Genomic DNA, 15,116 nt, shown 5'->3' with positions numbered 1-15,116 from the left:
CCGGCAAAGTGCTGTTTTGCAACCATCTTGATATTTAACGTACGCGACGCAGATAGCCGTCTGGCGCCACGGTGATCAGCAGCTTGTTCTGCATCTGCTGGTCGATCTCGAAATCGCGGTTCTCTTCCAGGTAGGCCCAGACCGCGGTTTTCGGGTTGTCGCCCGGGCCCCATGGGCGATCCGGGAAGAAGTCCGCCGGCATGTCCTCGACCACGGTGTCCATCACCACGCAGTAGCTGTCCACCGACACCAGCGGCGCATACAGGCGCAGCTCTTCGAGCACATGATCGTGGGTGTGGTTGGAGTCCAGCACCAGGATGACCTTCTTGCCCGCGGCCGCCGCGCGCACCTGTTCGGCGATCGCCGGGTCGATGCTCGAACCTTCGATCATGCTGATGCGCTTGCTCATCGGATGGCTCTCGATGGCTTCGCGGTTGTGGGCGCGGATATCCAGGTCGATGCCCAGCACTTCGCCATGGCCCTGCAATTCGAGCAGCGAAGCGTAGTAGATGATCGAACCGCCATGGGCGATGCCGCACTCGATCACCAGGTCCGGCTTGACCCGCCAGATGATCTCCTGCATCGCCAGCATGTCTTGCGGCAGCTGGATGATCGGGCGGCCCATCCACGAGAAGTGATAGCTGTACTTGTGCTTGGCGGACTCGTTGAAGAAGTCACGGGCCAGGCCGGTGAGTTTCGGGTCGTCGCCCTGCTGGGCGATCTGCTCCCGGCACTCGGCTTCGAAGGCTTGGTTGATGCTGTTGTCGGTCATTTGGAAATTCTCAATGGTCACTGGAACGAAGCGCTGTCAACGGCGTAATAGACGTAGCGTCCACCGGTCATCCGCTTGATTTCTTCGAGGTAGTTGGAGTTCATCACAAACAGATTGGCGCCCTCGGGCAACGCGTCCATGGCCTCTTGCGGCGAGGACACCCGCGCGCCGCTCAGGGGCAGATAACGTCCCTGCTTGGCCGGGTTGATATCCACCACGCGATCCACCGCCACCCCTGCGCGTTGCAGGAACAGCGAATAGATCACGCCTTTGGACGATGCCCCCCAGATGGCCGAACCCTGCTCGGGGGCGCTGCGGATGATGTGCACCGCGCGGTCGAGGCTGGCCGTGAAGCCCTCGGGCAAGGCCAGGCGTGGCACGGGTTGTTCCGGCGTCAGGCGCAACGTGGAAAGGTCGGCGACGACATAGAGATACTGGCCACCGAACAGGTGACCGGCCTCGTGCACGGTGCCGAACATCCGGCGCAGGTCGTCGAGGCGGAAATAGTTGACGTGCTCGTAGAACAGGTCAAACCAGGCCCGATGCTCGAGGATCCAGTCGAAGCACGGTACTTCGATGTAGATCTGTCCGCCCTGGTTGGCTTCGGCGATCTCGGCGAGGAAGCTCAGCGGGTCCTGGATATGCTCCAGCACATGGCGCAGCACGATGGCGTCCGCCGCCAGGCCCAGGCCACGGGTGAACGGCGCCTTGATCACGTCGGCGTTATCGCCTTCGTACGCCGGATCGATGCCGGTAATGGCATAGCCCAGGCCCTTGAGCAAATCAAGAAAGTAGCCCTTGCCGCACCCGACCTCGATCAGTTCCTGCCCCTTGAAGTGCCGGGCGATGATGCCCTCGACATCGTCCAGATGCCGCTGGAACTGGCCGGAATGCGCCTGCTCGTTCTGATAGTCGGCGTCGTAGCTGAGTTTGTCGGCATCGAACGCGGCGTTGAAGATCAGGCCGCTGAGCTCATCCTGCACCAGCAGCATGTCGGCGCTGGCCGACGCTTTCGCCGATTCGGCATCGGCAAAGGTGCGGTTCTGCAACACCGGCAGATCCGTGACCCGATACAACTCGTGCCTCATTGCCCTGCTCCCAATAACTGTTGCAAACGGTCGGTCACCGCCCAGAACGCCAGCGGCTCGTGGGTCAGGTACGGGTAGTGGCCAAGGTTCAGATCCAGTGCCGCACCGCGCTCGCGCAAACGTTGCTCGACCAGCGTGCGCACCGCGATCGGCTGGCCGCTGGCGCAGTTGACCACGCCATCGAAATCGCGCCGTTGCAGGATCGCCGCGAGATAAGCGGCCGCGGTCTCGATCTCCAGGAAATCGCGCAACTGCTCCCCGGCAGACATGTCGAACGACGCCTCGCCCGCATCGATCGCCCGGTCCAGCGCGGCCAGCAGGCTGTTGGGGTTCTGCCCGGCGCCGTGCAGGTAAAACAGCCGCGCCCACTGCAGCGTGAACGAATGCTCGCGCTGCAAGGCCGCAAGAAACAGGCGCAGGCTATGTTTGGCCAGGCCATAGGGCGTATTGGGCTGGGGGAGCGTTTGCTCGCTCAAGGGACCGCTTTGCAGGCCATATTCAAAGCAGGTGCCCGTGACCAGTACCTGCCTGACGCCACAAGCCACCACCTGCTTGATGAAACGGTAGTCGGCCGGCAAGGTACGCTCGAAATGCACTAGCGCCTGATAGTTTGGCAGGCCAGGCCAGGCCAGGTGAGCCATGGCATCGATACCCTCTGTCAGGGCAACAACGTCCAGGCTGGCCAGATGGATATCCGCCTCGACAAACTCGACCGAATCGAACCAGGGCATCTGCCGGGCCACATCCAGACGACGAGCCACGGCTCGGACCGCGATGCCTTTGGCCAGCAAGGCACTGACCAAGTGGCGCCCTACAAAACCGGTTGCACCAGTGACCAGCACCTGTCGCGGGCAGTTCATCAGAGCCGGACTCCACGGAAGTGCTCATCCACCCAGGGATGACACGCATCCTTGGCCGACAAGTTCTTGACGGGCAACGGCCAGGTGATGGCCAGCGCCGGATCGGATACTGACAACCCGGCCTCGTGAGCTGGCGCATAGTCGGCGTCGGTAAAGTACAACACCTCGCTGTCGTCGGTCAGCGCCTGGAAGCCATGGGCGAAGCCCGCCGGGATCAGCAGGCTGCGACCATCGTCAGCACGCAGCTCTTGCCCGTGCCATTGCAGGAATGTTGACGAGTCGGGACGCAGATCCACCGCCACATCCCAGACCGCACCGCGAGTGCAGGTGATCAGTTTGGATTCGGCATACCCCGCCTGCTGGAAATGCAGGCCACGCACACTGCCTTGTTCCGAGGTCCGCGAATGATTGATTTGACGGATAACAAAAGGACGCCCTTGAAGGCTCAGGCTGGTTTGGCAGAACAGCCGGGCAAAACGTCCGCGCTCATCGCAAAAGACCTTTTGCTGAATCAGATAAAGCCCTTCCAGTCCCAATGCCTGGAGCTTGATCTCACTCATGCCAGCCCCTCCTTATAGAGTCTCAGTTGATCGAGTGTCGCCACACGCATGTCATCGCCACGCTGCCAGGCGAGGTGCCAGTCCAGGGTCTGCGCCAGGCACTGCTGCAACGACCAGCGGGGTTGCCAGGCCAGCAACTGGCGGGCGCGACTGCTGTCCAGGCGCAACAGGCCGGCCTCATGCAGCTCGCTCGGCTCGACCCGCAGCCCGGGGGCTGCCGGCCAGCGTGCGGCCAGCAGCTCGACGACTTCGCCCACGCTGCACATGTCCGCTTCGCTCGGCCCGAAGTTCCAGGCGCCGGCAAAGCGCGGCCCCTGTTCATAGAGCCCGGCGGCCAGTTGCAGGTAGCCGGCCAGGGGTTCCAGGGCGTGCTGCCACGGGCGCACCGCCTGCGGGTAGCGCAGGGTCACCGGCTCGTCGGCCGACCAGGCCTTGAGCACATCGGGAATCAGCCGCTCGGGGGCAAAGTCGCCGCCGCCCAGTACGTTGCCGGCACGGGCCGTGGCCAGCGCCAGGCCATGCTCGGCATAACGCTCGGCGGGGAAAAACGAGGCGGCATAGGATTGCGCCAACAGCTCGCAACAGGCCTTGCTGCTGCTATAGGGATCATGCCCGCCCAGGGCTTCGTTCTCGCGGTAGGGCCACAGCCATTCCTGGTTGGCGTAGACCTTGTCGGTGGTCACCAGCACGCAGGCGCGCACCCCGCCGACCTGGCGGATCGCCTCCAGCAGGTTGAGGGTGCCCATCACGTTGCTCGAATAGGTGCCCAGCGGATCGCGATAGCCTTCGCGCACCAGCGGTTGCGCCGCCAGGTGCAGGACGATCTCCGGCTGCGTCTCGGCAATCAGCTCGAGCAAGGCGCCGAGATCGCGCAGGTCGCCACGCTGGTCGTTGATGCCTTCGGCGACCCGCGCCAGCTCGAACAGGCTCGGCTCGGTCGCAGGATCCAGGGAGAAACCGCTGACTTCGGCGCCCAGGCTGTGCAGCCACAGGGCCAGCCAACTGCCCTTGAAGCCGGTATGGCCGGTCAGCAAGACCCGCTTGCCGCGCCAGAATTGTTCGCTCAATCCCACTGCTTCCATGGGGCCTCCCCGGTTTGCCAGAGCTGATCCAGGTGGTTCTTGTCGCGCAGGGTATCCATCGGGTGCCAGAAGCCGTCGTGCTGGAAGGCATGCAACTGGCCCTGCCGGGCCAGGGTCGACAGCGGATCGGCTTCCCACACCGTGTCGTCGCCGGTCAGCAGCGGCAGCACCTTGGGCGACAGCACGAAGAACCCGCCATTGATCCAGCCACCGTCACCGCGGGGTTTTTCGGTAAAGCCGAGGACACTGTCGCCCTCGCGTTCCAGCGCGCCGTAGCGCCCGGGCGGCTGCACGGCCGTGACCGTGGCCTGCTTGCCGTGGGCCCGGTGGAACGCCACCAGGGCGCCGATATTCAGGTCGGACACGCCGTCGCCGTAGGTGAAGCAGAAAGCCTCTTCGTTCTCCAGATAGCGGCCGGCCCGGCGCAAACGCCCGCCTGTCATGGTTTCTTCCCCGGTGTCGATCAGGGTCACGCGCCAGGGCTCGCTGTAGTTCTGGTGAACGTCCATGCGGTTTTCCCGCATGTCGAAGGTGACGTCGGAGGTGTGCAGGAAGTAGTTGGCGAAGAAATCCTTGATCGCGTACCCCTTGTAGCCCAGGCAGATCACGAAATCGTGAATGCCATGGGCGGAGTACTGTTTCATGATGTGCCAGAGAATTGGCTTGCCACCGATCTCGATCATTGGCTTGGGCTTGAGGTGGGACTCCTCGCTAATGCGCGTGCCCAGCCCCCCCGCCAAAATAACTGCCTTCATCGTCTCCCCTCTTGTTCGTCACAGGGCTCTGCCTGGCTATACCGGGCTTTTTGCGGGCCTTCTGGATAAAACGGTGTGCCTTGGCGCCTCCTCCCGGTTCGGTGGAAACGCCCGTTTTATGGCGATATCGAGGGGTCTTGCAGGAAACGCGCCAGCTCCCGCCAACCAGGGCCGGGGCCCGGTGCCATGAAAAAAGCGGAAAAACCGTCCTGCAAAGACAGAAAGCCTGGGCGAACGGCAAAAAAAAGCCAGGCACGACAGCCTGGCTCCTGGACGCGCGGACGCCGGATCAGTCCGGCAGCCAGCCCTGCATCCACAGGTTCAGGTTGTTGCCACGCAACATGTAGTCGCGCAGCACTTCCTCGCGCAAGGCATCGCCCATGCGGTAGCTGGCTTCGGGATCGGCCAGGTGCATGCGGATCGCGTCAACCCACTCACGGGTGCTGTTGCTCACGACCTTGGTACAGGGCAGGTAGCCACGATAGGCCGCGGTGTCGGTGCAGATCACCGGGTAGCCGCAGGCCCCGTATTCCAGCAGGCGCAGGTTGCTCTTGCAGTCGTTGAAGATGTGGAACTCCAGCGGCGCCAGGGCCAGGTCGAGATTGAGACTGGCCAGCTTGAACGGATAGGCCTGCAGGCCGATGACGGAATGGAACTCGTGGACATAGGGACGCAATTCGTCCGGGCACATGCCGAAGAACACCCATTCGACCTCATTGGCCAGCTCGCGCACCGTCTCGGCGATGATCTCCAGGTCGCCGGTATGGCTGGTGCCGCCGCCCCAGCCCACCCGCGGCTTGCTCGAGGTGCCGCGGCGACTGGTCAGGCTGCCCCAGGGGTCGACCGGCAGCATGTTCGGCACGATCCGGATATCGTTGTGCATGCTCGACAAGGCATCGGCCAGCGGCTGGGTGGTCACCACCACCCGGTCGCACAGGGCGATGCCCTGGCGCAGCATTTCTTCGGTGTTGACCGGCTTGTTGCGCGCGTGGGTGTTCTTCTTCGGCGCGCTGACCACGTAGTCGTCCAGCTCGAACACCCGCAGGGCATTGGCGTACTTTTTCATCCGCTGGATATCGCTCACCGCCCCGTCGCTGTAGCGACACTGCAAGATGATCGAGTCGGGGGACAGGCGCTCGATTTCCACGCTCGACGGCGACTCGTAGGCGAACCGGCCGAGCAACCGCCCTTCCTCCTCCAACGCCGCGAGAGGCGCAGTCACCCGATAATGGCCCACCGCCGAGCTGCTCACAGGCAGGCCGAGCACCAGCGGCAAGGCGCGAGTGGCGAACGGGTTCCAGTTGTTGCGCAGCCCCACTTCCAGGCTGAAGCTGGAATACCCCAGGCTCAAGGCCGGGTTGTAGGCCGGATCGCGGGCGACCAGGGGCATCCAGCGGCGATAGAAAGTGTCGTGCTCGCGCTCCCGTCGCTCCAGGGCTTCGGGCTCTTGCGGCGCTGGCCCGGCCGGCACCAGCATCAGGCTGGCATAAGGCGTCCAGACCACCAGGTAACCGTCGCGGTTGATCCGCAGGCATAGGTCGACGTCGCCGAGATCATGGGGGTAATCGACCTCGTCCAACTGGCCGACGCTGTCGAAGACTTCCTTGCGCACCATCAGGCAATCGCCGCTGACCGCGCTCCAGCTCTGCGCCACCTGCAAGCGCTGCATGTAGCCGCGGGCACTGGCCGCCTCGCCGGCAAACGGCGAACTGGCGGCGCCGGCCAGGCCGAGAATCAGCCCGGCATGCACGATCGAACCGTCGAGACCGAGCAGGCGCGCGCCCACCACGCCCACTTCCGGACGCTGGGCGTGATTGAGCAATTCGACCAGCCAGTCGCCGGAGACGATCAGGGCATTGGCACTGAGCAACAGCAGGTATTCGCCATGGGCATGCCGCGCCCCATGGTTGCGGATCGCCGCCTGATTGCTGCCACCGTCGAACGGCAGCACCCGCAACATCTCCGCGCCGAGCTGCGCCATGGCGTCCAGCCAGGCGGCCATGGCCGGGTCGCGGCTGCCACTGTCGACGATCAGGATTTCGTAATGGCTGTAGGCGGTCTTTTCGATCAGGCTTTCGGTGCAGCGCTGCAAGGCCACCAGCGAGTCGCCGGCGTGGATGATGATCGAGACCAGCGGCTGCCGTGGATACTGGTAGTCGATACGGTTGAGCAGCGGCAAGTCGTCGTGACGGATCCGGTGTTCGATACCGATCCGCTCCAGGTGCGCACGGGTCAGCCCCGCATTGCCCTCGATCACCTCGGGCAGCGACAGCCAGTCGGCGAACGGGAACAGACTCTCGACCTGGATTTCGGCAATGTGCTCGATGGTCTGCGGTCCTGCCTCTTCCACCAGGCGCCACAGCAGGTCGTGGGGCGCCAGCTCGCCGAATGCCGGATCGAAGCCGCCCAGGTCCAGGAAGCGCTGGCGCTCGAACGCCAGCGTGCGGCCGACATAGGGATAGCCACGCATCAGGTCGAGGTTGAAATCGGGCTTGAACACCGGATCGCAGGACTCGCCTTCCGCCAGCGCGCCTTCGTCGCTGTAGATGCACAGCGCGCCCCGGGTCGCGGCGATGCGTTCGGCAAGAATCAGCAGCGCCGACTCCTGCAAGATATCGCCGGCACGCAGCAGGTAGAACCAGTGGCAACCTTCCAGCTGCGGCACCAGGGCATTGAGCTGCTGCGGCCACTGCGGTTCCAGCGGCAGCTGCAATACCCGTTCATGTCCCGCGCACTGGGCGTCGGACAGCAGCAGAATCGCCTGCGGCGCATACAACTGCCCGGCCAGGCTCTGCAAGGTGGATTCCAGGGCGGCGCCATCGCCCTCGGCGTCGATCACGATCGGCACGATCTGCGGGCGCATCGGCCAACTGTCGATGCGTTGCGGCAGATTGCGTTTCTCGGTCGCGGTAAAACAGCGGATCGCCAGCCACTCGCGATAGAACTCGGCGTAGCTTTCGCTCTCGCCCCCTACCCGGCCGCTGACCACGGTATTGCGGTTGCCGAGAACCCGGGTCACGCACAGCTCTTCCCACTGCCAGGAAGGCTCGGCCAGCTTCGCCAGATCGACACTGCGCACCCAGCCTGGGGCCGGCGCCGACTCGCCGCTGCGCGCGGCGAGCATCTGTGCCAGCCACTCCCATTCGAGCTTCGCCGCCCGCTGCATTTCCGGCTGTTTGCTCAAGCGCTCCGGGTACAGGCGCTCGGTACTCAGCACCGTATTGAGCAGCGCCAGGTTGCCGCGCCGCATCAGGCAGACGAACAGCGCCAGATCCAGCAGCGCCATGAAGCCCGCACCTGCCTGCGTCAAGGCCGGCAGCAGTTCCAGCACATCGGCGCGGCGCATCAGGGTCGAGCTGAAATTGCCGAGGAAGTTGCGTGGCGTGCCCTCTAGAATCGCCAGCATGTCGACGCCCTTGAGCATCGCGTCATTCGGTGACAGGCGGGCGTTCTCGACCCGCGCCGGCAGGATGAAATTGCCGGCGTCGCTCATCATGCGCAACGCGCAGACCAGACTGATCTCGGGATGGTCGACCAGCACCTGGGCCTGCATGGCAATGCTGGGAGCGAACAGCCGGTCGTCATCGCAAAGCACCTTGATCAGCTCGCCCCGCGCCTCTTCGACGCACCGCAGCAGGTTCTGCTGCAAGCCCAGGCGTTGCGGGTTGCGCAGATAACGCACGGGATGCGCCGGCTCGGTGACGGCCTCCACCACCTGGCGGATCTCATCGCCGGCCGAGTCGTCGCAGATGACGATTTCGATCCGCTCCCAGGTCTGGGCGAGCGCACTCTCGAACGCCTGGCTGAAGAAGCGCGGGTTGAAGGCGGGGATGACGATGCTGACTAGAGGGCGTTGATTCACGGCGGGAAACTCTCGAGCGGCGGGCCCGCCTGGTCAGGCGTGGGCCCCGGAACCGCTTAATGAAGACGGCTGACGGCTCGACGCTGCGGCCGCTCCCGCGGGAGCGGCCGGCCCAGGCTCAGACCTTGTTGAACAGGCCCAGCTGGGCAACCTTGCTGAAGGCCAGTTGCGAGGCTTGCAGCATGGTCTGTTGCAGGGTCAGGCGGGTCATCACTTCGGCCGGGTCGGAATCGCGGATCGCCGACTGGGTCTGGGTGTTGGCCGCGCTCAGGCTCAGGTTGGTCTCGTTCTGGATATCCAGTGCCGAACCGCGACCACCGATGTCGCTGACCGCGCTCGCCACCTGATTGGCGCCACTGGCCAGGTTGGCCATGCCCGCCTGCAACCCGGCGTTGAGTTTCTGGATGGCGATCGGGTCACCGTTGGTGGGCGTATCCAGCACCTTGCGCAGCTGGCTGACGGTGTCGAGCACGTTCTGCGTCTGATGGTTGTTGACCGCCACCATGTACTGGTCGCCCGCCGCCGGGGTGCCGCTGAAGGTGAAATCCACACCCGAGGCGGTCGCCGTGGAGCCGGCCATGGTTCCGGTGGACACCGGCTTGCTGTCGGCAGTCATCGGCGAGGCATACAGCTCGTAGTCGGTGGCGCTGGTGAACTTGAGGATCGCCCCGCCGCTCGGGAAGCTGGCGTTGTAGGCGTTGTTATTGCTGATGGTGCTGCCGGTCACCACGGCGGTCGACGGGTTGCCCGGGCTGCGCGAGACGTTGAAGGAATCGGGCTTGGCCGCCAGGGTGAAGCTGTGGCCGGCGATCACCGCGTCCGGGTTGGTGTCGCCGGACTTCAGGTTGATGCTCAGGCGCAGGTCGACGCCACGGAAGCTGACGGTCTGGGCCTCGGCGCCCTTGCTGGACGTGAAGGAGCCGTTCTGGGTGGCTTCGGAGGTCACGTCGTTGCCGGCGCTGTCAGTGATCTTGAACTGGGTGCTGCTGAGGAAGCTGACGGTGTACGGCTCGCCGCTGCGGAACTCGCTGTTGTACTTCGGATTCGAGGACACCTGGCCGTTGGACAGCGAAACCCGGCCGTCGTCGACCGCCGGCGCGGTCATGTTGACCTGGCTGCGGCTGGTATTGATGGCCTGCTGGAAAGCGGCCCAGCCGGTGGTATTGGTGGCCATGGACATGGTGTCGCCCACAGGCAGATTCAGGGTGGTCTGGTCGCCGTTGTAGCTGTAGGTGCCGTCGGAGTTGCGCGAGAACGGTACGGTATCGCCCTTGGAACCGGCAAAGATGTACTTGCCGTTTTCGTCCTGGGTGTTCATCAGGCTCAGCAACTGCTCTTCGATCTGCGCCAGTTCGGAGGCGTTGGCCTTGCGGTCCTCGTCGGTGTAACCGGCGTTGCCGGCCCCGCTCGCCAGTTCCTGGGCCCGCGCCAGCACGTTGGTGATGCTGGTCAGTACCGATTCGGCCTGGCCCAGGCTCGCCTTGATCGAAGTGGTGTTGGTCGAGTATTGGCTCAGCAGCGAAGCCTGCTGGCCCAATTGCAGCAGGCGCGAGGCACCCACCGGATCGTCGGCCGCGGTGTTGACGCGAGTCAGGCTGCTGGCCTCCTCACTGCTCTTGACCACATTGGCGAAGTTCTTCTGATAGTTGGCGGCCGAGGACTCGTAAAACTGGGCGGTGGAAATACGCATGGGCTACGACTCCTTAAAGGCTGTTGATCAGCGTGGCGAAGGTTTCCTGCGCCGCCTTGATGATTTGCGAAGAGGCTGTGTAGTACTGCTGGTACTTGACCAGGTTGCCGGTCTCTTCATCCAGGTCGACCCCGGACAGCGAGTCCCGCGAGCTCTTGGCGTTGGCCAGGAGGGTCGCGGTGGCGGCACCGTCGAGCTTGCCCTGGCTGGCCTTGGCACCGACACGCTCGACCAGCTTGCCGTAGGCGTCGACCAGGGTGATGCCCTTGCTGGCCGAACCGGTATCCACGGTCTGCTTGCTCTGCAGGCCCGCCAGCGCGGTGCCGTTGCGATTGTCGGTGGAACCGGCGCCGTTGAACTTGACGTTCAGCCCTTCGCCTGCCTTCGGCGAACCGGCGACGCTCATTTCCACGGTGAAGGTCTTCTGCACCGGTGGCGTACCACCGTCGGTGATCGGGTTGCCGCTGGCGTCGACCATCTTGATCTGCAGGTTCAAGGTGTTGTTCTGCCCCGGAACGATCGAACCGGTGCCCATCAACGTGCCCTTGGCATCGTAGTACTTGTAGCCCTGGCTACCGCTGGCCGGCGCGTCGAAGACCAGCTTGACCGGCACCGAGTTCTTGATCGCGGTCTGCATCTCGGCATTGGCGGCCGAATCGTAGATATTCAGCGCCGGCTTGACGGTCGGCAGGCCCGGAATGCTCAGCGAACCGGTAGCGCCCGGCAGCACTTCGGCATTCAGCGGCGCGGCGATGGCCAGGCGCTTGGAGTCGGTGAGCTCGGTCTGGATGTTGGCGGCGGCATTGCGGGTCGGGGTGATCTTGAAACTGTCGCCGGCACTCAGTGCCCCGCCATTGAGGCTCAGGGTGAAACCATCGATCACCGGTGGCGGCGTGGTGGTGGTGCTGAACGCGCCCATGCTGGTGCCGTCGGAACGCTTGACCGTGTAGTCGGTGGCGCTGGAGAAGGTCACCGTGTAGTCGTTGATCGTCAGCTTGCCGGTGTCCTTGATGGTCACGTCGAGGTTGCCCGAACCGGCGCTGTTGTTGCCGCTGGCGATGCTGCGCTGGCTGATCAGGGCCGCACTGTTGATGTTGTTGAACAGGGCTGCGCCGAACTCGCCGTTCTTGTCGATACCCTGGCCAAGCTGGCTGTTGACCTGGTCGGCGATCACCAGGGCCACGCGCCCCAGTTCGTTCATCGCCGGGTCCAGCACTTCGCTGCGATAGCGCAGCAGGCCGCCGATCTCGCCACCGGTGACCACCGAGGTCACATCCAGGGTGCTCGAGCCGCGATTGAGCTGCAGCGAAGAACGGGTCGGGTCGGTCTTGCCGGCGACCACTTCCAGGGTGCTGGAGGTGTTGCCCATGACCAGCGGCTGGCCGCTGCCCAGGTACAGGTCGATATTCGGACCGCGTTCGGAAACGTCCACTTTGACGAAGGTCGACAGCTGGCGCAGGGTCTCGTTGCGCGCGTCGAGCAGATCGTTGGGCATGCCGCCGCCGGTGGAAATCTCGGAAATCTTCTGGTTCAACTGGGCGATGGTGGCCGCCAGCTTGTTGACCTGGTCAGCCATGCTGCTCAGGTTGCCGTTGATGTTGGCGTTCTGCTCGTTCAACTGGCTGGAAACGGAATTGAAGCGATTGCTCAGGGCCTGCGCATCGCTGAGCAGCAGCTGCCGCGAAGCATCGTCGGCGGGCTTGGCGTTGACGTTCTGCATCGAGGCGAAAAACTTGGTCAGCGCGCCCGTGATGCCGGTGCCGCTGTCGGACAGCAACTTGTCCACCGGCGTGATCTGCCCCAGGTAGGCGGCGGCATCGCTGTTCAGCGAGGTGGTGGTCTGCAACTGGGCGTCCAGGTAGCTGTTGTACACCCGGCGCACGTCGGCCAGGGTGGTACCGCTGCCGATGAAGACATTGCCGTACTGGTTCGAAGCCTTGGTGCCCTGCACGGTCTGCTGGCGCGAATAACCGGCGGTGTCGGCATTGGCGATGTTGTTACCCGTGGTCATCAACGACGTTTGGCTGGCTGACAGCCCCGACATCCCGATATTGAGCAAACTCATGATTCAGACCTTATAAATTCGTGGAAACGCCCGCCGCAGCGTAGTTCTCGTAGCTCTTCATCTGCTTGGCAATCTGCGAAATCTTGCTGGCGTAGTTCGGGTCGGTGGCATAACCGGCCTTTTGCAACTCGCGTACAAACTGTTCGGGGTTATCGGCCGACTTCAGCACTTCTTGATAACGATTGTTGCTCTGCAACAAGGTCACCAGGTCATGGAAGCTGTCCTGATACGAGGCATAGGAACGGAACTCGGCCGTCTCCTTGACCATCTGCCCATTTCTGAATTCGCTGGTGATCGCCCGCGCCTGTTCGCCCTTCCAACTGCTGCCGGCCTTGATGCCGAACAGGTTGTGGCTGCTGCTGCCATCCTGCTGGCGCATCACCGATTTGCCCCAGCCGGTTTCCAGCGCGGCCTGGGCCACCAGATAGCGCGGGTCGACCCCGATGCGGTCGGCGGCCTGCTGCGCCATCGGCAGCATGGTGGCGACGAATTCGTCGGCCGAGCTGAAGGCTTTCTTCGCCGGCGCCAACGGCGGCTGCGCCACGGCCCGACCGTAGATCTGCATGCGCCCGTGCGGTACCGCGGCAAAGCTGCGCGAGCCGTTCCTGACCAGCGCATCGGTGGCCGCCGTGGTGCGTTCCGGCAAGGCGCCGCGATTGGTCGCGGCGGCGCTGTCGGCCGACGGCACGATGCCCGCCAGCAGGCGATCGGTGAGCTTGCTCGGCAGGGAAATGCGCCGCTGGTTGAGCAGCGCCATGTCGTTGTGGGTGCCGCCGTCGGCAGCGCGTTGCGGCTCCAGGGCCCGCGAGGCCCACAATGGCCGCTGGCCGTTGACCCGCGACAACGGGCCGCCCAGGGCGGTGGTCCCGGCCGCGATGGCGGTCGGGGTCGCCGGCTTGTCCGGCTGCGCGCCCGGCAAGGTCGCCGCCGCGCCCGGGTGGGCAGGCTTGTTCTTCGACATCTGGCGCATCAGCACATCGGCCAGGCCGATGCCTCCTCCCTCGCGGGACATGGAGACCGCCAGTTGCTGGTCGTACATTTCCTGGTATTGCTTGGCCGCCGGCGTATTGAGCGGATTGTCCTTGCCCAGCGCCTCGGTGGCCGAACGCATGGACTTGAGCATCTCGTTGAGAAACAGCGACTCGAACTCCTGCGCCACCTTGCGCATGTTGGCGTCGCTGTTCTTGTCGCCGACCTTGAGCTGGTTAAGCCGGTTGAGGTCCGAGTAGGAACCCGAATCCCCGCCGCTGACCAGACCGCTCTTGCGAATATCCATGGCCCCTACCTCAGATCACGATCAGGTCGGCTTGTAGCGCGCCGGCCTGCTTCAAGGCTTCGAGGATGGCCATCAGGTCGCCGGGCGCCGCGCCGACCTGGTTCACCGCCCGGACGATTTCGTCGAGGGTGGTGCCCGGGCCGAACTTGAACATCGGCTTGGCTTCCTGCTCGGCATTGACCCGCGAACGTGGCACGACCGCGGTCTGGCCGCTGGACAACGGGCCGGGCTGGCTGACGATCGGGTCCTCGGTGATGGTCACCGTGAGGCTGCCGTGGGTCACGGCGGCCGGCGAGACCTTGACGTTCTGGCCGATAACGATGGTGCCGGTACGCGAGTTGATGATGACCTTGGCCACCGCCTGCCCCGGATCGATTTCCAGGTTCTCGAGAATCGACAGGTAATCGACGCGCTGGCTCGGATCGAGCGGCGCGGTGACCCGGATCGAACCGCCATCGATGGCCTGGGCCACGCCCGGGCCGAGCATGTCGTTGATCTTGTCGACGATGCGCTTGGCCGTGGTGAAGTCGGAGCGATTGAGGTTCAGGGTCAGGCTGTTGCCCTGGTTGAAACCGCTCGGCACCGCCCGCTCCACCGAAGCACCGCCCGGAATGCGACCGGCCGACGGAACGTTGACGGTGATCTTCGAGCCGTCGCGCCCCTCGGCGTCGAACCCGCCCACCACCAGGTTGCCCTGGGCGATGGCGTAGACGTTGCCATCGATGCCCTTGAGCGGCGTCAGCAGCAAGGTGCCGCCGCGCAGGCTCTTGGAGTTGCCGATGGAGGACACGGTGACGTCGACCTGCTGCCCCGGCTTGGCGAACGCTGGCAAATCGGCGCTGATCGACACCGCCGCGACGTTCTTCAACTGCACGTTGCCGGAACCCGGCGGCACCTTGATGCCGAACTGCGACAGCATGTTGTTGAAGGTCTGCAGGGTGAACGGGGTCTGGGTCGTCTGGTCGCCGGTGCCGTTAAGCCCGACCACCAGGCCGTAGCCGATCAACTGGTTGGAACGCACGCCGGAAATGCTGGCGATGTCCTTCAGCCGTTCGGCTTGAACGTTGCAGGCCGCCGAGAACAACAGCGCGGCCAGCATGAGGCGT

At 64.3% G+C, this 15,116-nt stretch carries 11 protein-coding genes; all 11 read right to left on the bottom strand.

Annotation, left to right across the window (positions count from 1 at the left end):
* Positions 1-34: 34 nt before the first annotated feature.
* The 11 genes from TO66_RS08055 to TO66_RS08005 all read right to left on the bottom strand — a co-directional run bounded on the left by TO66_RS08055 (position 35) and on the right by TO66_RS08005 (position 15,109).
* Positions 35-772: a cephalosporin hydroxylase family protein gene (locus TO66_RS08055; protein WP_044461842.1), complete on the bottom strand. Its 738-nt coding sequence runs from the start codon at positions 770-772 to the stop codon at positions 35-37.
* Positions 773-789: 17 nt separating this feature from the next.
* Positions 790-1,860 (bottom strand): class I SAM-dependent methyltransferase, encoded by a 1,071-nt coding sequence (locus tag TO66_RS08050; protein ID WP_044461841.1) that lies wholly within the window; start codon positions 1,858-1,860, stop codon positions 790-792.
* Complete coding sequence (locus TO66_RS08045; protein ID WP_044461840.1) at positions 1,857-2,720, bottom strand: NAD(P)-dependent oxidoreductase; 864 nt, start codon at positions 2,718-2,720, stop codon at positions 1,857-1,859. The genes TO66_RS08050 and TO66_RS08045 overlap by 4 nt, the downstream gene beginning before the upstream one ends.
* The gene (rfbC, locus tag TO66_RS08040; protein WP_044461839.1) at positions 2,720-3,280 is read right to left on the bottom strand and encodes a dTDP-4-dehydrorhamnose 3,5-epimerase; all 561 of its coding nucleotides are present in this window, start codon (positions 3,278-3,280) and stop codon (positions 2,720-2,722) included. The genes TO66_RS08045 and rfbC overlap by 1 nt, the downstream gene beginning before the upstream one ends.
* A complete protein-coding gene (gene rfbG / locus TO66_RS08035) occupies positions 3,277-4,362 on the bottom strand; it encodes a CDP-glucose 4,6-dehydratase (protein WP_044461838.1) in 1,086 nt (361 codons plus the stop codon). The genes rfbC and rfbG overlap by 4 nt, the downstream gene beginning before the upstream one ends.
* Positions 4,344-5,117 carry a glucose-1-phosphate cytidylyltransferase gene (gene rfbF, locus TO66_RS08030; protein ID WP_044461837.1) on the bottom strand — a complete coding sequence of 258 codons (774 nt, stop codon included), beginning with the start codon at positions 5,115-5,117 and terminating at the stop codon, positions 4,344-4,346. The genes rfbG and rfbF overlap by 19 nt, the downstream gene beginning before the upstream one ends.
* 289 nt (positions 5,118-5,406) lie before the next feature.
* Positions 5,407-8,979, bottom strand: coding sequence for a glycosyltransferase (locus TO66_RS08025; RefSeq protein WP_044461836.1), 3,573 nt, complete (start codon positions 8,977-8,979; stop codon positions 5,407-5,409).
* A gap of 118 nt (positions 8,980-9,097) precedes the next feature.
* Positions 9,098-10,669: a flagellar hook-associated protein 3 gene (locus tag TO66_RS08020; protein ID WP_044461835.1), complete on the bottom strand. Its 1,572-nt coding sequence runs from the start codon at positions 10,667-10,669 to the stop codon at positions 9,098-9,100.
* 13 nt (positions 10,670-10,682) lie between these two features.
* On the bottom strand, positions 10,683-12,734 hold the full coding sequence (gene flgK / locus TO66_RS08015; RefSeq protein WP_044461834.1) for a flagellar hook-associated protein FlgK: 2,052 nt from the start codon (positions 12,732-12,734) through the stop codon (positions 10,683-10,685).
* Positions 12,735-12,744: 10 nt separating this feature from the next.
* Positions 12,745-14,010, bottom strand: a complete 1,266-nt coding sequence (gene flgJ, locus TO66_RS08010) for a flagellar assembly peptidoglycan hydrolase FlgJ (protein ID WP_044461833.1) — start codon at positions 14,008-14,010, stop codon at positions 12,745-12,747.
* Positions 14,011-14,020: 10 nt separating this feature from the next.
* Positions 14,021-15,109, bottom strand: coding sequence for a flagellar basal body P-ring protein FlgI (locus TO66_RS08005; protein ID WP_044465970.1), 1,089 nt, complete (start codon positions 15,107-15,109; stop codon positions 14,021-14,023).
* Positions 15,110-15,116 lie beyond the last annotated feature (7 nt).

It is taken from the genome of Pseudomonas sp. MRSN 12121 (assembly GCF_000931465.1).
Taxonomy (GTDB): Bacteria; Pseudomonadota; Gammaproteobacteria; order Pseudomonadales; family Pseudomonadaceae; genus Aquipseudomonas.
This window is presented reverse-complemented; position numbering and strand designations above follow the sequence as displayed.